Raw genomic sequence first — 20,879 nt, 5'->3', positions numbered from 1 at the left:
GTCCTGCGCGCTGATGGCAAAAGCCGCTGAACTTCTGCAGAAGCAACCGTCACTTCGTGCCCTTGCGTTGAAAGACTGCGATACAAGAGGACATGCTGGGAGGAGATCGTGACATCATGTCCGCAGATGGCCAGGTCGTGACATGTCATCGGCGTCTTCCCCGGAACGACGTGATTGACCCGCTGTCCATGGCTGGTTCAGGTTAAATATGGTAAGCGTGATAGCTTCGATTGACGATCGCTTGAATGAGATCAGATACGTGCGGAATGACATTTGGCGCTGTCGCAGAAGGCTTCAATGTGAGCTGAGTGATGTCGAGCGTAAGTTCCTCGAAGAGCGTCTGCTTGAGCGGCACTCTGCCTTTGACCGGCTCCTGGCGACCACGTTTCCTTTTACATTGAAACTGTGAAGAAAATTTCGGGACCTGGCCGCGGGGCATTGGCGCGGAAATGGCTTCCGCCCGCAGAACGCCTGCGCCCGCGTCAGGAACGTAGCGCTCCGGCGCCGCGGGCTGTCGGGCCCCCCTAGCCGCCGCCGAGCTGAATGGCGTCGGTCCTTGGTTCACCGACGTGCTGGCCCGCTGCGCGGCGTGAACGCGGATACTGGAATCGTTCGGGCACCCATCCAGGGGTGTCGCCGGGGGACACCGATCGCCTCGTTTCTGTGACACCGCGGTCACCGTGACTAGCTTTCATTCGACAAAGCGATCGAAGAAGCTTGAATCGGCCGTAGCGTCAGATTGTACAGAGCAGGCGAACGATATTCCAGACCAGGTGCAGCCGAATGATAAGACCCGTTCTCGCTTTTGTATTGTGTTCCGCTCTCGAGTTGATCGGGCCAAGCACGGGCGCGGTTGCGGACACAAGGCGGTACGCGTGCACGATCACTGCCGCCGATCGAGAGCCGGTCGGAGTTCGGAATGAGCGGGTCATTCTCAGCGTTCAATATGGCTGCCGGATCGCGGGTGGTCTCTTGAGCGACGCGGAGATCACAGCGGTGTCGGTCAGCGAGTGGGGTGCTGACAAAGGGTCATACTTGGCTTCCCTGGAATTTCACCGCGCGCTGGAGGGAGTTGCAATTGGACAACTCTCCGAGGCGACCGGCTTCTCTATCATGGAAGGCGAGCAGGGCATTGCGGTCGCAACTTCCGGCACGACAGTATTCAAGTTCGCATCTGGCTCATTGGCAGCCCTTTCAGGGAAGACCCTTAAATTTACGACCAAACCCACTGGCCTACATAGCTTCGAATTGGACTTCACAGATTGGCCCGAATCTCTTCTACGGAGGTGAACTCGTGTCTTACGCTGATTTCCGCAGGCGCTCGGACGCACGAATTACCGTCCATACTCTTAGCCGCACACAATACGTGCTCCCCAGCCTGTGTGCTGTCCTCCAAGGCGAGCACACCCGCAACAAGTTAAGCTAAAACTCCGAAGGCACTCGAGCGCTGTAGAGCTTTCAAATTAACCTTCCCCCGAGCCGATCAGCAGCTCTTTATGGTGCTGATCAGCATCAGGGACGAACTGGTCCCGCAGAAGGGGCATCTCTTCGGCAGCGCCTGCGCGACACCGAAGCTATCGACAAGGAACAGACACAGCCCGATGATGAGCACGAAGAAGAAGAAGCTGCTGGCCCACAGCCGGGGCTCCAGCAACATTTTTGCTGACCTCGGCCTGGCGAACGACCAGGAGCACCAACTCAAGGCAGCACTTGTCGTACAACTGAAGCGGTTGATGGCGGAGCGGGAGATCACTCAGACCGAAGCCGCGAGGCTGGTGGGCGTGAAGCAGCCCAACCTGTCCAAGATGCTTCGGGGCCAGTTCAGGCTGGTTTCTGTGGTAAAGCTGCTGCGTATGCTGACGGCGTTCCACCAGGACGTCGAGATAACGGTAAAGCCACATCGGAAGCGTGGCAGAGCGGGCCGGATCACGTTATTCCGGCCTGAGAGCTACCGAAAAGGGGAGGGTTCATGACATCCAACGCAACGGCGCCCAAAACCGCTCATGACCCCGCCTGTCGTGCCCGAACTGCAATGATTACATTCGGCCGACTGAAAATCCCTCGCCGCCCCTCTCCTCGCGGAGACCTGCCTGCGCTTTCAGGAACAACTGGGCGAGCAAGGACGCGGAGCTCGCCCGAGAGACCGAAGCGCCCCAGCAGGAGCGCGAGAAGCTCCAAACGGGTCGTGAGCAGGTCGTGAACCGACTGGCGGCTGAGTGCAGCCAACTCGCCGTTACAGAAGCAAGGAACGCGGGCGAGGCAGCTCGATGGATTCGGCTGATTCCACCGGACTCCCTCTTTCTCTCGAAGGAGAAGATCTCGGCTTGCAAGACGGGCATCTTCCATCCAGAGCGCAGATCGTAATCGGATATCTTTAGAGCGCGATCCCCGGCTGCAGTCTTCGCCAGGCCGAGTGCCGAATACTGTGACATGGCGTCCAATGCCGATTTCCCAAGATCAATCAGCGCCCACACGAACAACCCAAGCCCGCCGAGTACGGTGCAGCCACAGACGACGTTCAGGATGGCCAACCCAGGGGTAGTCATGCCGAATCCCGAAGGCGGCGATGGTTGACAGAAAGTACGCCGCGGCCAGCAGGATCATTCCAACCAGTCACTGACGGACATGCTCATCACAGCGGAAAGCACGACGATGGCAGCGATGAGTCGGATCCCGAAATGCCGGTGCTCGGTGATGTTCAAGTTGAGCGATGTCTCCTTGGCGATATCTTTCTGCGTCCCTAACTCGACCTTCAATGCGGCGAATAACCGATCTTTGGCGGCGTAGATTTCCCGGAGAGCGCAACTGATTGTCTTGTTTCAGACAGGTCGTTAGCCGGTACGCCTGTCGGTGGCCAACAGGTCAGGTTTCTAACAATCCGCATCCTGCCAACTATCTAGCTCTACAGACGTGGGTTTTTGTCTTCGACCAGCGCTGGCACACTCATTGCAAACCCCTGCGCAAGAGGCGGCTGTTAGCCCTTTGCAACAACATGCAGAGAAACACCCCCCTGATGGCAGGCAGTGAGTAAAGAAGCCGATATGACCACCCGCTGGAGAGTAGGCATGACTTCACCGAGACGCGTCTTGGTCAGCGATCCCGTCGACAAGTCAACAGCGTCACGCACACCGCGTTCGCAAGCGCTCAGCCGAGATGAACTGCAAGATCGTGAACGACCGCCGCCGCATGATCCGGAAGGCCGCGAAGTTGCGATCGGTAGGACCGGTCACGGAGATTGCACGCTTTACACCTGAATGCCGGATCGGAAATCCGTCGGTCTACCGGAAAAGCGTCGCTTCATGATCTGAGGCGACAATCAAAGGAAATTTGTATGAGCCGAGCAACTACCCAGAGTGTCGCTGAGATCAAGGCGCGCAACAAGCAGCTAATCGATGAGGTGTTGAAGGTCTACCCAGAGAAGACCGCCAAAAGACGCGCCAAGCATCTCAGTGTTCACGAGGCGGGGAGGTCGGATTGTGGCGTCAAGTCGAATATCAAGTCCATTCCGGGCGTGATGACCATCCGTGGCTGCGCCTACGCAGGCTCCAAGGGCGTGGTCTGGGGGCCGATCAAGGACATGATCCACATTAGCCACGGTCCGGTCGGCTGTGGTCAGTACTCTTGGGGCTCGCGGCGCAACTACTACGTCGGCACGACCGGCATCGACACCTTCGTGACACTGCAGTTCACCTCCGATTTCCAGGAAAAGGATATCGTATTCGGCGGCGATAAAAAGATCACGAAACTCATCGATGAGCTCCAGGAGCTATTTCCTCTCAACAGGGGCATCACCATTCAGTCCGAATGTCCGATCGGTTTGATCGGCGACGATATCGAGGCGGTCTCCAGAGAAAAGTCAAAGGAATATGGCGGCAAAACCATCGTGCCTGTGCGGTGCGAGGGCTTTCGTGGCGTGTCACAATCGCTCGGACATCACATCGCGAACGACGCAGTTCGAGATTGGATCTTCGACAAGAGCGCCCCAGAGGCCAGTTCAAAATTTGAGCCGACGCCATATGATGTCGCGATTATCGGCGACTACAACATCGGCGGCGATGCCTGGTCGTCACGGATCCTGCTCGAAGAAATGGGCCTGCGCGTCATCGCCCAGTGGTCCGGGGATGGATCTCTCGCTGAATTGGAGGCGACGCCGAAGGCGAAGCTCAACATATTGCATTGCTATCGCTCGATGAACTACATCTCACGGCACATGGAGGAAAAATTCGGGATTCCCTGGTGCGAGTACAACTTCTTCGGGCCTTCCAAAATCGCGGAGTCGCTGCGCAAAATTGCAAGCTTCTTCGATGATAAGATCAAAGAAGGCGCCGAGCGCGTCATCGCGAAATATCAGCCGCTTGTCGACGCGGTGACCGCGAAATACCTGCCGCGGCTCGAAGGCAAGACCGTAATGCTGTTCGTCGGCGGCTTACGTCCTCGCCATGTCATTGGCGCCTACGAGGACCTCGGCATGGATGTTGTCGGCACAGGCTATGAGTTCGGGCATAACGATGACTACCAGCGCACCGCTCAGCACTACGTCAAAGATGGCACACTGATCTACGACGATGTCACCGGCTACGAATTCGAGCGCTTCGTCGAAAAGATCCGGCCAGACCTCGTAGGTTCCGGTATCAAGGAAAAATACGTCTTCCAGAAAATGGGCGTGCCGTTCCGTCAAATGCATTCCTGGGACTACTCGGGTCCTTACCACGGCTACGACGGCTTCGCGATCTTCGCCCGCGACATGGACATGGCGATCAATTCCCCGATCTGGGGGAAGACCACGGCACCTTGGAAGGACGCTCCGCGGCCGAGCCTCATGGCGGCGGAATAGGAACGCCGACGCCCGGCCCCTTTCTTCCGCAGAGGAGAGGAGGGGAAGGGCAGGAGAACGAACATAAGAACCTAAAGAGTGCCATGATGACACAGAACGCCGAACACATACGCGACCACTCTGAGCTTTTCCTGGGAGACGAATACCAGCAGATGCTGGCCAATAAGAAGGCGCTATTTGAGAATCCGCATGATCCCGCCGAAGTCGACCGTATCAGAGAATGGTCCAAGACGTCCGATTACCGCGAGAAGAACTTTGCCCGCGAGGCGCTAACGGTTAATCCGGCGAAGGCTTGCCAGCCGCTAGGTGCGGTGTTCGCCGCGCTCGGGTTCGAGCGCACACTGCCGTTCGTCCACGGCTCACAGGGCTGCGTTGCGTATTATCGCAGCCATCTGTCACGCCACTTCAAGGAGCCGACCTCGTGCGTCTCCTCGTCCATGACGGAAGACGCGGCCGTGTTCGGGGGGCTCAACAATCTTACCGACGGGCTTGCCAACAGCTACAACATGTACAAGCCGAAGATGATCGCGGTCGCGACGACCTGCATGGCGGAAGTCATCGGCGACGACCTCAACGCCTTCATCAAAACATCCAAGGAAAAAGGATCAGTCCCCGCGGACTACGATGTACCATTCGCTCACACTCCCGCATTCGTCGGCAGCCACGTTACCGGCTACGACAACACGCTCAAGGGCATCCTCGAGCATTTCTGGGACGGCAAAGCCGGCACGGCACCAAAACTCCAGCGCAAGGCCAACGACACGATCAACTTCATCGGCGGCTTCGACGGCTACACTGTCGGTAACATGCGTGAAATAAAGCGCATATTCGAGCTGATGGGGATCGGCTACACCATCCTCGCGGACAACAGTGATGTGTTCGACACCCCCACCGACGGCGAGTTCCGCATGTATGATGGCGGCACCACGCTGAAGGATGCCGCGGACGCAGTCCACGCGAAGGCAACCATTTCCATGCAGCAATATTGTACGGAGAAGACGTTGGCCTTCATCAAGGGGCACGACCAAGAGGTCGTCGCCTTCAATCATCCCCTGGGCGTCAGCGCCACGGACGATTTCCTGATGACGCTGTCGCGTATCACCAACAAGGCAATTCCAAATGCGCTGGAGCGGGAGCGCGGGCGTCTGCTAGACGCAATGGCTGACTCTAGCGCGCATGTTCACGGCAAGAAGTTCGCGATCTACGGCGATCCTGACCTCTGCTATGGCGTGGCCGCATTCTTGTTAGAGCTCGGCGCTGAGCCCACCCACGTGCTGTCGACGAACGGGAGTAAGGCCTGGGAGCAGAAAATGCAGGCGCTGTTCGCGAGCTCGCCGTTCGGTAAAAACTGCCGCGCCTTCCCCGGCAAGGATCTCTGGCACATGCGTTCGCTCCTGTTCACAGAACCCGTCGATTTCCTGATCGGTAACACCTACGGCAAATATCTCGAGCGTGACACTGGAACACCGCTAATCCGCATCGGGTTTCCCATCTTCGATCGCCATCATCACCATCGTTATCCAGTGTGGGGCTATCAGGGTAGCATGAATGTGCTGGTCAAGATTCTCGACAAGATCTTTGATGAGATCGATAGAAAGACCAGCTCGGTTGGCAAGACAGACTACAGCTTCGACATCATACGCTAAGGCGAGCGCCCCGCCTCATCGTCCGCAGGAACAGCGGCGCTGTGGCGGGGATCACAGATTATCCGCCGGCCATCCTCTTGGTCTGTGCGGTGTCTTGACATCCCCGAAAGAGACACCATGACTACGCTTCGCACGACCATACTGGACGTCTTTAACGAACCGGGCTGCGCCAGGAACGCGAGCAAGTCGAACGTCGAGCGCAGGAATGGATGCACCAAGCAGCTGAAGCCGGGCGGCGCCGCCGGCGGGTGTGCCTTCGATGGCGCCAAAATCGCACTGCAGCCCTTCACCGATGTCGCCCATCTTGTGCATGGTCCAATTGCCTGTGAGGGCAATTCCTGGGACAATCGCGGGTCCGCCTCCTCCGGCTCCGATCTGTGGCGCAGAAGCTTCACCACTGACATGAGCGAGACCGACGTCGTGTTCGGCGGCGAGAAACGGCTGTACAGCGCAGTCAAGGAGATCACAGAGAAATACGACCCACAGGCCATCTTCGTCTACCAGACGTGCGTGCCCGCGATGATCGGTGACGACATCGATATGGTCTGCAAGGCGGCCTCCGCCAAATTCGGAAAACCGGTCATTCCCATCAATGCACCGGGATTTGTGGGGTCGAAGAACCTTGGTAACAAGCTCGCAGGCGAAGCACTGCTGGAGCACGTCATCGGTACTGGAGAGCCCGATTACACCACTCCGTATGACATCAACATCATCGGCGAATACAACCTGTCGGGCGAGCTCTGGCAGGTCAAGCCGCTGCTCGATGAGCTCGGAATTCGGATCCTGTCGTGCATCTCGGGGGACGGCAAGTACCGCGAGGTCGCTTATTCACACCGAGCCAAAGCCGCGATGATGGTCTGCTCAAAGGCAATGATCAACGTCGCACGCAAGATGAGGCAGCGCTACGGCATCCCGTTTTTTGAAGGCTCGTTCTACGGTATTGAGGATTCCAGCGATTCACTGCGCCAGATCGCGCGCATGCTAATCGAACGTGGCGCGCCGGCTGAGCTGATGGAACGAACGCAAACCCTGATCGTACGCGAAGAGACCAAAGCCTGGACTGCGATCGAACGTTTCAAGCCGCGCTTTGCCGGCAAGAGGGTCGTTCTCATCACCGGTGGCGTGAAATCCTGGTCGATGGTGGCCGCTTTGCAGGAGGCCGGGCTCGAAATCGTCGGCACGTCAGTGAAGAAATCGACCGAGAAGGACAAGGAACGTATCAAGGAATTAATGGGCCAGCACGCCCACATGATCGAGGACATGTCACCTCACGAGATCTACAAGATGCTCAATGACGCAAAAGCCGACATCATGCTTTCGGGCGGCAAGTCGCAATTCGTCGCACTAAAGGCGGCGACGCCATGGCTCGATATCAACCAGGAGCGCTGCCACGCCTATATGGGCTATGTCGGGATTGTCAAGCTCATGGAGGAGATCGAGAAAGCGCTCTACAATCCGATATGGGATCAGCTCCGTCAAGGCGCGCCCTGGGATGAGTTCGATTGGAAGCGTCAGGCAAAGACGGTTGCGCGGATGGATGCGCAAGCCGTTGATCCAGTTCGGGGCGCGAACGGCGTCAAGACGATAAGTGTCTCCAACAAAACTGAGATCGGCGATGGTGAGCGCGCGATTGCGGCGCATGGCCCGAACCTCGTCGAGCCCGCCGAGCCGTGCACCAATTCCACCGCAAGGGGCCTTGCTTGTAAGGACACTCGTTCCGATCTCCAGCCCCCGGCGCTGCAGGCGGCGGAGTAGGAGAACGACATGGCAATCGTCACTGCCTCGAAGAAAGCCTGTTCGGTCAATCCGCTCAAGATGAGTCAGCCGATCGGCGGCTCATTTGCCTTCATGGGCCTGCGCGGCGCGATGCCGCTTTTGCACGGCCCGCAAGGTTGCGCCTCCTTCGGGCTGACGCTGTTCGTGCGCCATTTCAACGAAGCCGTGCCGATGCAGACGACCGCCGTGAACGAGGTTGCCACCGTGCTCGGCGGTCTCGAGAATCTCGAACAGGCGATCCTCAACATCTACAATCGCGTCGAGCCCGAGGTCATTGGTATCAATTCGACTGGCGTCACCGAGACCAACGGCGATGACGTCGAGGCCTTCATCCGGTTGATCCGGCAGAAGCATCCGCAGCTCAAAAAGCTTCCCCTTGTCTACGTCTCGACGCCGGATTTCAAGGATGCCTTTCAGGATGGCTGGGGCAAAACAGTGGCGCGGATGATCGAGGTGCTCGTGGCTCCCGTCGACGCAGCGAGACCGCGCGATGGTTCCCGCGTCAACGTACTACCTGGCTGCCACCTCACGCCCGGCGATCTCGACGAGCTTCGCACGACCTTTGAGGATTTTGGGCTCAAGCCCTCCTTCCTGCCGGACATTGCCGGTTCGCTGGATGGCCACATCCCCGACGAATTCACGCCAACCACGATCGGCGGCATTGGAATTGACGAGATCGCGACGATGGGGCAGGCGGCCTGGACGATCGCGATCGGCGCGCAAATGCGCCGTGCGGCCGAGATCATGCAGGCGCGGACAGGCACGCCGTTCCGTCTGTTCGAGCGGCTCTGCGGCCTTATGCCAAGTGACGAATTCATCGCGTTTCTGAGCGAGATCAGCGGCCGGTCGGTGCCCTCGAAATATCGCCGGCAGCGTGGACAGCTGGCAGACGCCATGCTGGATGCCCATTTCCATATCGGCGGCCGCAAGCTCGCAATCGGCGCCGAGCCGGACTTGTTATTCGATCTCTCCAGCTTCCTTCACGACATGGGGGCGCAGGTAACGGCCGCGGTGACGACGACGAACTCACCTGTGCTCCAGCGGGTCAGGACCGAGGACGTCCTGATCGGCGATCTGGAGGATCTTGAAGAGCTTGCCAGGTCACGTGACTGCGACCTCTTGATGTCGCATTCACACGGTCGCCAGGCCGCTTCGCGACTCAATGTTCCGTTCCTCCGGGTGGGCTTTCCGATGTTCGATCGCCTTGGCGCTGCGCACCTCACGACCGTGGGCTATCGCGGCACGCGTGATCTGATCTTTGACATCGCCAATCTGATCATCACCGACCGCGAAACCAACCATGGGCCGACGCCCGACTCCTGGCCATCACCTGCGGTGACCTGCAGGTCCATCCGCCCCAGTTGCATTGAGCAGGAAGAGAAACCACTCGGATGAAAGTTGCATTCGCCACTCAGGACTTGAAGCACGTCGATGCGCACTTCGGCTGGGCCAAGAACATCGTGATCTACGAGGTCGGCCCGGACGGGCATCGGTTTATTGAGGCGGTTCAGTTCGGCGGTGACCTCACGGAAGACGGCAATGAGGATAAGCTGGCGCCGAAGATCCAGGCGATCAGGGACTGCGCAATCCTCTATGTAGCGGCGATCGGCGGCTCGGGTGCTGCGCGCGTCGTCGCGAGCAACATCCATCCGATGAAGGTGCTGCAACCAGAGCCCATCGACGACCTTTGCGTCAAACTCGAGACCGTGCTGAAGGGGTCGCCGCCGCCCTGGCTGCGGAAGCTGCTCACCAAAAGCTCGGAACGTACGGTGGATTTCGAAGCCTGAAGGAAAGAGGATGCCCGATCAGTCTGAAATCACTCCAGCCGCCCCCGCGGCAGAGCGGCCATTTCTCAAAGAGCTCATCAAGATCTGGCGCGCCCAGGACACCCACGGCGCCTGGGAGGGCAAGAAGGACCTCGACCTGCTAGACCCCTACATTCTGGACAAGCGCAAGCGCCGTGCGCTGCCGATCGTTGGCAATCCCGACCCCGACACGATATGGCGACTGCAGTTGTTCTTTGACGCCATTGCGCTCTCGATCGAGAAGGCGACGGGTGTGATGATCTCGCCAATGCTGAAGATGCATCATGAAGGGTTCGGTCGGATCGTGCTGATCGGGGGCCGGCTCGTTGTCGTGAGCAAGCAGCTACGGGACGTGCATCGCTTTGGTTTCAACAATCTGTGTCATCTTGCCGACCAAGGCGACGAGATCGTCAACAGTGGTGTTGAGATGATCCGCGAGTTCCCGGAAGTGGCGAACTATTGAGGCAAGTATGAGCGATGTTGAAAGCCTGAAAGCGGAAATAAAGAAGCTGTCGGCCAAAGCGACCCAGGCCAAGATGGACCTCCACGACCTCTCCGAGGAACTGCCCGTCAACTGGACCGCGATCCTGAGCGTGGCGCAGAAGGCCCACGACGCCTTCAGCGAGCTCGAAAGCAAGCGCCAAGTTCTCCAGGCGCTACACAAAGCATAACGGACCTCAAGCCATGTCATTCAGAACCCGCGACGGCCGCGATTGGAGGCCGGACTACCTGGTTTGGATCGATCCGAACAAGTGCATCGGCTGCGGCCGCTGCTACAAGGTCTGCGGCCGCGAGGTCATGACGCTGAAGGGCCTGAGCGAGGGCGGCGAGTTGATCGATCTCGATGAGGACGACGATGAGGTCGAAAAGAAGGTCATGGTGATGAAGGACGAGGGGGCCTGCATCGGCTGCAGCGCCTGCGCCCGGGTCTGTCCGACAAACTGTCAGACCCACGCGCCAGCTGCTTGAATCGACGTTTCTCTCGCTATGAACAGGGGTGGTTTGTCAGAGACAAAGGTAGCTCGGAAGATCCGGCATCGAGCCGACGACATGTACGGCGAAGCCTTGAATCCTGTCGAAAGTGCGCGTCAATGCTAAGCATGGAGTGAATCTTGGTCAAAAAAGGTGTGCCGTTGCAGTCGCGGATTGAAAGGCCAACGGCCTCGACTCCAGATGATGATCCCTATCTATGGTTGGAAAAGATCGAAAGCGGACGGGCGTTGAACTTCGTCGAGCGGCAGAATAGCAGGACGCTGCGCGTGTTCGGCGGACCGGCCGCGGGACGAGATCGCGATGCGCTGACCGCGATTTACGATCGGCCTGACAGGATCCCCTACGGCGGGCGCCGCGGCAGCTATCTTTACAATTTCTGGCAGGACGCCACCAACCCGCGCGGGCTGTGGCGGCGGACAACAATGCCGGAGTTTCGAAGACCCAATCCGGCGTGGGAGATCATGCTGGATATCGACCAGCTTGCGGCAAGCGAGCGCGAAGACTGGCTACTGAACTCGACAAGCTCACTGCCGGGAAGCCCGCGAAGTATCTTAAGCCTGTCGCGCGGCGGCAGCGATGCCGTCACCTTGCGGGAATTCGACGCCGACACGAGGAGCTTCGTCGCGAACGGCTTTGCGATGCCGGAAGCCAAGGGCAGCGTCGACTGGCTCGACACGGACACGCTGCTGCTGTCCAGCGCCCATGGCGAGGGCATGGTCACGAGCTCCGGATATTCGAGGACCGTTCGCCTGTGGTGTCGTGGCGAACCTGTGGATCGGGCAGAAGTGATCTTCGAGACCGCGGCTGATCACATGCGTGTCCATGGCCTCGCGGACCATACCGGCGCGGTCCCGCGTACCTGGATCATCGATCGGATCGACTTCTTCAACCAGCGCATCTGGCTGCGCGATCACGCCGGCACCACCACGAAGCTCGAGCTCCCGTCCGGCATCTGGATGCAGGCCCATGGCGACTGGTTTGCGATGAAGCTGCGCCAGCCCTGGTCGACCGGAGGTCGAACCTATGCCACCGATGCCGTCCTCGGCATCTCGCTTTCGGCTTTCCTTGCAGGCAGCCGCGATTTTTCGCTCCTGTTCGAGCCCGGACGGCGGCGCGCATTGCAGGACTTGTTCTGGACGGCCGGCAGACTGGTGCTCTCGATCCTCGACGAACTTAAGCCGCAATTCCAGATCTTCACGCCATTCGCCACGGGCTGGAGCCGCGCGATACTCGGCGGGCTTCCTGAAATCGGCGTGGTCGACGTCCGGCCGCTCGATTGTCATCCGTCGGAGAGCAACGGCGACCTGCTCGCCGAAGTGCAGGACCCGCTCACGCCGCCCTCGCTGCTGTTGATCGAGCGCGGTGTCGAAAGTCCTGTCGTGTTGAAGCAGGCATCGAAGGCCTTCACCGCCGATGGCCTGGTGGTGACGCAGCATGAAGCGATCTCGATCGACGGCGAGCATATCCCCTATGTGCAGACCGGCCCCGCAGGCGAAACCGGCGATGCGCCGGTCTATATGACCGCCTATGGCGGCCTCGGTCGCTCGGTGAAACCATATTACAATTCGTCGCTCGGCAAGCTGTGGCTGGAGCGCGGCGGCACCGTTGTGCAGGCGAATTTGCGCGGCGGCGGCGAGTTCGGCACGCGATGGCACGAGGCTGGCCGGCTCGCCGGCAAGAAGCTGTCGCATGACGACTTCGCGGCCGTTGCCGCCGATCTCGTCCGCCGCGGTGTCACGAAAGCGAAACGGATCGCGGCCAGGGGCGGATCGAACGGCGGCATCCTCATTACCAACATGCTGACGCGTTACCCGGAGCGTTTCGGCGCGCTGTTCTGCACCGTCCCGCTGACCGACATGCGCCGCTACACCAAGCTGCTTGCCGGCGCGAGCTGGATCGCGGAGTACGGCGACCCGGACAAGACCGAGGACTGGAAATGGCTGAAGACCTATTCCGCCTATCACAACGCAAAACCCGGCCAGCCCTATCCGCCAATCCTGATCGCCACGAGGCGGCGGGACGACCGCGTCCATCCCGGACATGCGCGCAAAATGGCCGCAAAGCTCCAGGCGATGGGCTATGAGGCTTATTTCTACGAGGCGGCGGGCGGGCACGGCCGCGGCAAGGACAACAAGGAGCGCGCAGGCCTCGAAGCGCTGGGCTTTGAATTTCTGAAGAGCAAGATTGGCTGGCAGGAGGAGGAGGAGGCGTCAGCCAGCTAACGCAATTGCCAGATGACATTCGTACGATATCGACCAGAGCGAGGGCAATCTGACCGCCGTCCAGAACTCCCACACGAACGATTCGAGATCCTGCGTGCTTGAACCAACGCATGGTGGAGTTACTGTCTCGCCGGGACTTTGATAACACCGTTTCTCTTCACAAGTCTATGACCTCACTTACGTGCTGTATCTCAGCCCGGTGCTGCGCGTGATCTTCCAGGACCGTGACTGGACTGCGTCACTGCGTCTTGTCTTGCCCTTCAGAATGTATCCGCACAAAAGTTCGCGATTAAAAGTTCGAATTGCCTTTTGTACGTTCCGCAGGCGCTCAATTCGGCGACAGGATTATCTTCAAGCAGCCGCGGCCGCGCTTTCTTTAAGAAGCAGGTCAGACAGACAGAGCGAGCGAGGCTCATATTAACTGTTATTTGCCGGCGCCGCGCGCCGGCGGTTACGGCAGCGATCCTCAAAACGCCAGCAGCGATCGTCATGATGGGCGGGGCACAAACCCCGCGGCCCGAAGCGCTCGACCCGCGTCCGATGTCTGACATCGAACGAGACCGTTAGCTACAAACGTACCGTCATGTTGAGCTGCCGAGGCAATCTCAGACCCGATCAGGCGCGTGATGTTCGTTGCTGGCGTTGGCACGGCCATTGCTGCTGAGATTGAGCACGGTGTCAGGCGGAGTGCATGCAGACGCGCTCTCTCGTTCATTGAACTCGGGGCGCGTTTCTTAGAGACAGACGAGCTTGCGCAAACATTCGCGTGAAGGTGTGGCAATATCTTTGGAGAACAACATGAATCTTCGTATGGAGTCGCCAGCTCCTCCGATCAGAGTGGAGAGCTGGGTACGTGGCGAGCCCCTCACCAACTTTAAGCTGGGTACGCTGTATATTGTCGCGTTTTGGGCGACTTGGTGCGGCGGATGTGTGGCGGAGATTTCCCACCTCGCGCAGCTGCAAGAGAAATACGACCATAGCGCAGTTGAGGTCGTTGCAGTTGCAGCTTCCGAGCGAGGCTCAACGGCCGAGGAGGCGCGAACACACTTGGACGCGTGGTTGACCAAGAACGGCTCGGAGCTGAACTTTCGGATCGCGTTCGATTACTCCGGAAACATGAAGAAGTCTTGGATGGCGCCCAGCCTTTCCAGCACTATCCCCACCTCATTCGTCATCGACCGTGACGGTCGCGTCGCCTTTATCGGTCACCCGATGCAACTGTATGACGTGTTTCCAACAATCGTAAATGGCACCTGGCGCACCAGCGATGAAGCCAAAGCAGCGGATGCTGAGCGAATCGCTAAAGCAGAATCTGAAATGCGCGAGAAAGCCCGGACGCAAGCATTCTGGGGCAAAATTGGACTGACGCTGAAGGCGAAGGATTCGTCGACGGCGCTTTCGGCCGCTAAAGAGGGCGTCGCAATCATGCCGGACGAAATCAACGTTCACCTAGTTCATGAGGATCTAGCCCTGCACAAAATCCATGACATGCAGACGGGATTACCCGTTATGCGTCAATTGGCTCGCGATGCGATCGAAAAACAATCCGAGTTGTGGAGGGTGCAAGCGATCCGCCAACTCTCTAATCCAGCGGAGAAGAACTCTGATGTCCCGCATTCTGATCGCTTTGCGATTGGCAAGGACTTGGCCGAACACATCCTCGCGCTGGACTCTCCAGAAGGCTGGGCCGGCCGCAAGTTTCTGTCCTATGTGGCGGTCGCCCAGTATTGTTTCGAATGCGGCGACAACGATCGTGCGGTCGAGTTAGCTGAGTCGGCGGTGAAGTCGCTGGACGACCCGAAGCCAATGCCGGCTGAACAGAAGGCACACTACCTGCGGCTGTTGCTTGCGGCCTTGGCCAAGTACGAGGATGAGGAGGCAAAGCCGTTCTCGGGGACGAAGAACGCCTTGGTCTGAATTTAAGAAAATGCGGCTCGCAGCGGACGAGCGGTGACCCAGAAGCGGGTGCCGCGGAACGCCCAAGGTGCGCCGATGATGGCGGTGAGGCAGCTTGCCGCACGGAGAGGATTGGAACAATGAACGGGTCGCAATTCGAGCGCGCAAACATCGTGGCAGAACAGCTGTCGGCGACCGTCGCCTCGAAAACGACTGACCCGATTCAGGAACACAATTCGCGCCCGCCGGCCGTAGGCCTCTACGATCCGAGTCTGGAAAAGGATTCCTGCGGCGTCGGCTTTATCGCCAATATCAAGGGCAAGAAGTCGCACGAGATCGTCTCGGACGCGCTCAGCATTCTCTGCAACCTCGAGCATCGCGGCGCTGTCGGCGCCGACCCGCGCGCCGGCGACGGCGCCGGCATCCTGGTGCAGATCCCGCACGCCTTCTTCAGCCGCAAGGCCAAGGAGCTCGGCTTCGCGCTGCCGGTGCCCGGCGAATACGCCATCGGCGCGCTGTTCATGCCGCGCGACACCGCCTGGCGTAACGTCATCAAGAGCATCATCGCCGACCAGATCAAGGAAGAGGGCCTGACCCTGCTCGGCTGGCGCGACGTGCCGACCGACAATTCCTCGCTCGGTGTCACCGTGAAGCCGACCGAACCCGCCTGCATGCAGGTGTTCATCGGCCGCAACGGCACCGCCAAGACCGAGGACGATTTCGAGCGCCGGCTCTATATCCTGCGCAAGTCGATCTCGCAGGCGATCTACCAGCGCCGCGACCGCGGGCTCGCGGGTTATTACCCCTGCTCGATGTCCTGCCGCACCGTGATCTACAAGGGCATGTTCCTCGCCGACCAGCTCGGCAAGTACTATCCCGATCTGCATGAAAACGATTTCGAGAGCGCACTGGCACTCGTTCACCAGCGCTTCTCGACCAACACCTTGCCGACCTGGTCGCTGGCGCATCCCTATCGCATGATCGCGCACAACGGCGAGATCAACACGCTGCGCGGCAACACCATCTGGATGGCGGCGCGCCAGGCCTCGGCGAGCTCCGAACTGTACGGCAAGGACATCAACCGGCTCTGGCCGATCTCGTACGAAGGCCAAAGCGACACCGCCTGCTTCGACAACGTGCTCGAATTCCTGGTGCAGGGCGGCTACTCGCTGCCGCACGCCGTCATGATGATGATTCCGGAGGCGTGGGCCGGCAATCCCCTGATGGATGAGACGCGCCGCGCCTTCTACGAATATCACGCCGCGCTGATGGAGCCGTGGGACGGCCCCGCCGCGATCGCGTTCACCGACGGCCGCCAGATCGGCGCCACGCTCGACCGCAACGGATTGCGGCCGGCGCGCTATCTCGTCACCAAGGACGACCGCATCGTGATGGCGTCCGAGATGGGCGTGCTGACGATCCCCGAGGATCAGATCATCACCAAGTGGCGGCTGCAGCCCGGCAAGATGCTGCTGGTCGATCTCGAACAGGGCCGCCTGATTCCGGACGACGAGATCAAGGCCGAGCTCGCCCGGAGCCATCCCTACAAGGAGTGGCTGGAGCGGATCCAGATCGTGCTGGAAGAGCTGCCGAAGGTGCCGACCACCGGCGTGCGCTCCAATTTGTCGCTGCTCGATCGCCAGCAGGCGTTCGGCTACAGCCAGGAAGACATCTCCATCCTGATGACGCCGATGGCGTCCATTGGCGAGGAAGCGGTCGGCTCGATGGGCAACGACACGCCGATCTCGGCGCTGTCGGACAAGGCCAAGCCGCTGTTCACCTACTTCAAGCAGAACTTTGCGCAGGTCACCAACCCGCCGATCGACCCGATCCGCGAGGAGCTGGTGATGAGCCTGGTCTCGATCATCGGACCGCGGCCGAACCTGTTCGACCTGCAAGGCCTCGCCACGACCAAGCGTCTGGAAGCGCGTCAGCCGATCCTGACCGATGCTAATCTCGAAAAGATCCGCTCGATCTCGGACCTGGCCAAAACCCACTTCAAGTCGCGCGCGCTCGACACCACCTTCCACGCCGGCCTCGGTGCTGCCGGCATGGACCAGGTGCTCGACGAGCTCTGCGCGCGCGCGGAAGCTGCCGTGCGCGAAGGCGTCAACATCATCATCCTGTCCGACCGCATGGTCGATACCGACCGCGTGCCGATTCCGTCGCTGCTGGCCTGCGCCTCCGTGCATCATCATCTGATCCGCACCGGCCTGCGCACCTCGGTCGGTCTCGTCGTCGAATCCGGCGAGCCGCGCGAAGTGCACCATTTCGCCTGCCTCGCGGGTTACGGCGCCGAGGCGATCAACCCCTACCTGGCGTTCGAAACCATCATCGCGATGAAGGACCGCCTGCCCGGCTCGCTCGACGACTACGAAATCGTCAATCGCTACATCAAGTCGATCGGCAAGGGCCTTCTCAAGGTGATGTCCAAGATGGGCATCTCGACCTACCAGTCCTATTGCGGCGCGCAGATCTTCGACGCGGTCGGCCTCAAGGCGGACTTCGTCGGGAAGTTCTTCGCCGGCACGCATACCCGCATCGAGGGCGTTGGCCTTGCCGAGATCGCGGAAGAGGCCGTGCGGCGCCACGCCGACGCGCTCGGCGAGGCGCGGGTCTACAGGACCGCGCTCGATGTCGGCGGCGAATATGCCCCTCGCAGCCGCGGCGAGGACCATGCCTGGACCGCCAAGTCGGTGAGGCCGCTTCAGCACGCCGCACGCGGCAATTCGCTAAAAGACTATCGCGACTTCGCCACGATCCTGAACGAGCAGTCCGAGCGGCTTCTGACGCTGCGCGGCCTGTTCCGGATCAAGAACGCCGAGGAAGAAAAGCGCAAGTCTATCGCCCTCGACCAGGTCGAGTCGGCCAAGGACATCGTCAGGCGTTTCGCCACTGGTGCGATGAGCTTCGGCTCGATCTCGCGCGAGGCGCACACCACGCTCGCGATCGCCATGAACCGGATCGGCGGCAAGTCGAACACCGGTGAAGGCGGCGAGGAAGCCGATCGCTTCAAGCCGCTGCCGAATGGCGACAGCATGCGCTCGGCGATCAAGCAGGTCGCCTCGGGTCGCTTCGGTGTCACCACGGAGTATCTCGTCAACTCCGACATGATGCAGATCAAGATGGCGCAGGGTGCCAAGCCCGGCGAAGGCGGCCAGCTGCCCGGCCACAAGGTCGACGCGACCATCGCCAAGGTGCGTCACTCGACGCCGGGCGTCGAGCTGATCTCGCCGCCGCCGCACCACGACATCTACTCGATCGAGGATCTGGCGCAGCTGATCTACGACCTCAAGAACGTCAACCCGGCGGGCGACGTCTCGGTGAAGCTCGTCTCCGAGATCGGCGTCGGCACGGTCGCGGCCGGCGTCGCCAAGGCGCGCGCCGACCATGTCACCATTGCGGGCTTCGAGGGCGGCACCGGCGCCTCGCCACTGACCTCGATCAAGCACGCCGGCTCGCCCTGGGAGATCGGTCTCGCCGAAACCCACCAGACGCTGGTGCGCGAGCGGCTGCGCAGCCGCATCGTGGTCCAGGTCGACGGCGGCTTCCGCACCGGGCGTGACGTCGTGATCGGCGCGCTGTTAGGGGCCGACGAGTTCGGCTTCGCCACGGCGCCCTTGATCGCGGCCGGCTGCATCATGATGCGCAAGTGCCATCTCAACACCTGCCCGGTCGGCGTCGCGACGCAGGACCCGGTGCTGCGCAAGCGGTTCACCGGCCAGCCCGAGCACGTGATCAACTACTTCTTCTTCGTTGCGGAAGAAGTCCGCGAGATCATGGCCTCGCTCGGCTTCCGCAGCTTCAACGAGATGATCGGCCAGGTGCAGCTGCTCGATCAGACCAAGCTGGTCGCGCACTGGAAGGCCAAGGGCCTCGATTTCTCGAAACTCTTCGTCAAGCCGAAGGAAGAGAAGGGCCAGAAGATCTATCACTCCGAGCGCCAGAACCATCATCTGGAAGCCGTGCTCGACCGCTCGCTAATTGAGAAGGCGCAGCCCGCGCTCGACCGCGGCGCGCCGGTGAAGATCGAGGCCACCATCAACAGCACCAACCGTTCCGCCGGCGCGATGCTGTCGGGCGCGGTCGCCAAGATCTACGGCCATGCCGGCCTGCCGCACGACACCATCCAGGTCAGCCTCAAGGGCACCGCCGGCCAGGCTTTCGGTGCCTGGCTCGCGCATGGCGTCACTTTCGAACTCGAGGGCGAAGCCAACGACTATGTCGGCAAGGGCCTCTCGGGCGGCAAGATCATCGTCAAGCCGCCGAAGAACAGCAGCATCGTGCCGGAAGAGAGCATCATCGTCGGCAACACCGTGATGTACGGCGCGACCGACGGCGAGTGCTACTTCCGCGGCGTCGCCGGCGAACGCTTTGCCGTGCGTAACTCGGGCGCGGTCGCCGTCGTCGAAGGCGCGGGCGATCATTGCTGCGAATACATGACCGGCGGCTTCGTGGTCGTGCTCGGCAAGACCGGGCGCAACTTCGCGGCCGGCATGTCCGGCGGCATCGCCTACGTGCTGGACGAGACCGGCGACTTCGACAAGCTTTGCAACATGGCGATGGTCGAGCTCGAGCCGGTGCTGTCCGAAGAGCTGATCAACGCCGGCACCTATCATCACGCCGGTGACCTCGACGCGCATGGCCGGGTCGACGTGTTCAAGAACCTGCTCGCCTCCGACGTCGAGCGCCTGCGCGTCCTGATCTCGCGCCACGCCAAAGCGACCGGCTCCAAGCGCGCCGCCGACATCCTGGCCAATTTGAAGGACTGGCTGCCCAAATTCCGTAAGGTGATGCCGGTCGAGTACCGGCGCGCGCTGCGCCAAATGGCTGCTAACGCGGACGCCGAGCCGAATCGCGATTGAGCTCCGGAAGCTGAGACAGTACCACCGACATACCGAACACCGCACGCGCCCGATGATGATAAAGCGCTAACACCGCTCCAACACGCGTCCGGCCAGCGCACCCCGAAGCAGATCCTCACGAGAGGGCCGGCTGAGACTTTCCTGCCTCGTGATCACGCGAGATCGTTTTGACGTCCGCTACGCGTCGTTCTGAGGAAGGTACGGGATCGGGGCGCCTGGAGCGCAATGACAGGGAGGGTTGCAGGACAGCAGGTGAGGGCTGCTATATATACGCTCGCCGTCGCCTGGTCAGTTGAAGTCCATCGAAGATCGGCAAAAAGCCGCATGATTTCATCGTCACTGCCCTGCTGATTGCATCAATCAAGATCAATTGTCCCTTACTGTAGGCAATCCCGACGAAGGCGCTTGGAATAGCGCGCGCCGCTTTTGCCACGGAGGCGCACACCAGGGTCACACTCTGCGCCGGTGGTCCGTACATGCCACAAGCATCGCAATTGGCGACCCCGCAGTTGAACTGCGAGCTGTGTCGCGGAAATGGAAGATAAATGCGGGAGATTCCAGGTGACGCCGACATGAAGGCGAGAATGCGCAATGACTATCCTGCTTCCAACCACGGGTCAGCGAGGTTCGGTATGCGGTGGGAAGATTCGGGCTTATCCGCTACCGCTGCCGGCAAACGGCGCTTTGTTCTAGGAAGTGCGTCAACCGCTTCCACGCGCGGCGCGAGGCCGACCACAAATGGCTTCGCTTCTTGCGAACTGCTTGACGCGTGGCACCCGACTCGCTGCAGCACGCCGCCGTGCTCTTCGCAAGATGGACGCCGGCAGAATAGTTCTGCTGCA

At 60.3% G+C, this 20,879-nt stretch carries 14 protein-coding genes; 13 read left to right on the top strand and 1 reads right to left on the bottom strand.

The window, feature by feature from the left end:
* The first annotated feature begins 972 nt into the window (after nt 1-972).
* From ABIB73_RS26220 to gltB, 13 genes are all read left to right on the top strand, one after another.
* The gene (locus tag ABIB73_RS26220) at nt 973-1,290 is read left to right on the top strand and encodes a hypothetical protein (protein WP_354097977.1); all 318 of its coding nucleotides are present in this window, start codon (nt 973-975) and stop codon (nt 1,288-1,290) included.
* A 206-nt stretch (nt 1,291-1,496) separates the two neighbouring features.
* The gene (locus tag ABIB73_RS26215; RefSeq protein WP_354097976.1) at nt 1,497-1,973 is read left to right on the top strand and encodes a helix-turn-helix domain-containing protein; all 477 of its coding nucleotides are present in this window, start codon (nt 1,497-1,499) and stop codon (nt 1,971-1,973) included.
* 1,358 nt (nt 1,974-3,331) lie between these two features.
* Complete coding sequence (gene nifD / locus ABIB73_RS26210; protein ID WP_085399646.1) at nt 3,332-4,834, top strand: nitrogenase molybdenum-iron protein alpha chain; 1,503 nt, start codon at nt 3,332-3,334, stop codon at nt 4,832-4,834.
* An 86-nt stretch (nt 4,835-4,920) separates the two neighbouring features.
* Nucleotides 4,921-6,480 (top strand): nitrogenase molybdenum-iron protein subunit beta, encoded by a 1,560-nt coding sequence (gene nifK, locus ABIB73_RS26205; protein ID WP_354098011.1) that lies wholly within the window; start codon nt 4,921-4,923, stop codon nt 6,478-6,480.
* Between the two features lie 117 nt (nt 6,481-6,597).
* Nucleotides 6,598-8,235: a nitrogenase iron-molybdenum cofactor biosynthesis protein NifE gene (gene nifE, locus ABIB73_RS26200; protein WP_354098010.1), complete on the top strand. Its 1,638-nt coding sequence runs from the start codon at nt 6,598-6,600 to the stop codon at nt 8,233-8,235.
* Nucleotides 8,236-8,244: 9 nt separating this feature from the next.
* Nucleotides 8,245-9,651, top strand: coding sequence for a nitrogenase iron-molybdenum cofactor biosynthesis protein NifN (nifN, locus tag ABIB73_RS26195; RefSeq protein WP_354097975.1), 1,407 nt, complete (start codon nt 8,245-8,247; stop codon nt 9,649-9,651).
* Nucleotides 9,648-10,043: a nitrogen fixation protein NifX gene (nifX, locus tag ABIB73_RS26190; protein ID WP_085399643.1), complete on the top strand. Its 396-nt coding sequence runs from the start codon at nt 9,648-9,650 to the stop codon at nt 10,041-10,043. The genes nifN and nifX overlap by 4 nt, the downstream gene beginning before the upstream one ends.
* Nucleotides 10,044-10,053: 10 nt before the next feature.
* Nucleotides 10,054-10,524, top strand: coding sequence for a NifX-associated nitrogen fixation protein (locus ABIB73_RS26185; protein ID WP_354097974.1), 471 nt, complete (start codon nt 10,054-10,056; stop codon nt 10,522-10,524).
* 7 nt (nt 10,525-10,531) lie between these two features.
* Nucleotides 10,532-10,732 (top strand): CCE_0567 family metalloprotein, encoded by a 201-nt coding sequence (locus ABIB73_RS26180; RefSeq protein ID WP_085399641.1) that lies wholly within the window; start codon nt 10,532-10,534, stop codon nt 10,730-10,732.
* Nucleotides 10,733-10,745: 13 nt separating this feature from the next.
* Entirely contained in the window at nt 10,746-11,030 is a 285-nt protein-coding gene (fdxB, locus tag ABIB73_RS26175) for a ferredoxin III, nif-specific (RefSeq protein ID WP_148775419.1), read from the top strand.
* Between the two features lie 143 nt (nt 11,031-11,173).
* A complete protein-coding gene (locus tag ABIB73_RS26170) occupies nt 11,174-13,276 on the top strand; it encodes a prolyl oligopeptidase family serine peptidase (protein ID WP_354228666.1) in 2,103 nt (700 codons plus the stop codon).
* Nucleotides 13,277-14,074: 798 nt separating this feature from the next.
* Nucleotides 14,075-15,193, top strand: a complete 1,119-nt coding sequence (locus tag ABIB73_RS26165) for a TlpA disulfide reductase family protein (RefSeq protein ID WP_354228664.1) — start codon at nt 14,075-14,077, stop codon at nt 15,191-15,193.
* Between the two features lie 119 nt (nt 15,194-15,312).
* Nucleotides 15,313-20,037: a glutamate synthase large subunit gene (gene gltB, locus ABIB73_RS26160; protein ID WP_354097972.1), complete on the top strand. Its 4,725-nt coding sequence runs from the start codon at nt 15,313-15,315 to the stop codon at nt 20,035-20,037.
* 262 nt (nt 20,038-20,299) lie between these two features.
* Here gltB and ABIB73_RS26155 read toward each other — a convergent pair whose 3' ends face one another.
* Nucleotides 20,300-20,629 (bottom strand): hypothetical protein, encoded by a 330-nt coding sequence (locus tag ABIB73_RS26155; protein ID WP_354097971.1) that lies wholly within the window; start codon nt 20,627-20,629, stop codon nt 20,300-20,302.
* Nucleotides 20,630-20,879: the final 250 nt, after the last annotated feature.

The organism is Bradyrhizobium sp. F1.4.3 (genome assembly GCF_040548375.1).
GTDB lineage: Bacteria > Pseudomonadota > Alphaproteobacteria > Rhizobiales > Xanthobacteraceae > Bradyrhizobium.
This window is presented reverse-complemented; position numbering and strand designations above follow the sequence as displayed.

Excerpts from the sequence above, each read along its gene's own strand:
- ABIB73_RS26215 (WP_354097976.1), top strand. The coding sequence starts at position 1,497 with ATGGTGCTGATCAGCATCAGGGACGAACTGGTCCCGCAGAAGGGGCAT.
- nifD (WP_085399646.1), top strand. The coding sequence starts at position 3,332 with ATGAGCCGAGCAACTACCCAGAGTGTCGCTGAGATCAAGGCGCGCAAC.
- nifK (WP_354098011.1), top strand. The coding sequence starts at position 4,921 with ATGACACAGAACGCCGAACACATACGCGACCACTCTGAGCTTTTCCTG.
- nifE (WP_354098010.1), top strand. The coding sequence starts at position 6,598 with ATGACTACGCTTCGCACGACCATACTGGACGTCTTTAACGAACCGGGC.
- nifN (WP_354097975.1), top strand. The coding sequence starts at position 8,245 with ATGGCAATCGTCACTGCCTCGAAGAAAGCCTGTTCGGTCAATCCGCTC.
- nifX (WP_085399643.1), top strand. The coding sequence starts at position 9,648 with ATGAAAGTTGCATTCGCCACTCAGGACTTGAAGCACGTCGATGCGCAC.
- ABIB73_RS26185 (WP_354097974.1), top strand. The coding sequence starts at position 10,054 with ATGCCCGATCAGTCTGAAATCACTCCAGCCGCCCCCGCGGCAGAGCGG.
- ABIB73_RS26180 (WP_085399641.1), top strand. The coding sequence starts at position 10,532 with ATGAGCGATGTTGAAAGCCTGAAAGCGGAAATAAAGAAGCTGTCGGCC.
- fdxB (WP_148775419.1), top strand. The coding sequence starts at position 10,746 with ATGTCATTCAGAACCCGCGACGGCCGCGATTGGAGGCCGGACTACCTG.
- ABIB73_RS26165 (WP_354228664.1), top strand. The coding sequence starts at position 14,075 with ATGAATCTTCGTATGGAGTCGCCAGCTCCTCCGATCAGAGTGGAGAGC.
- gltB (WP_354097972.1), top strand. The coding sequence starts at position 15,313 with ATGAACGGGTCGCAATTCGAGCGCGCAAACATCGTGGCAGAACAGCTG.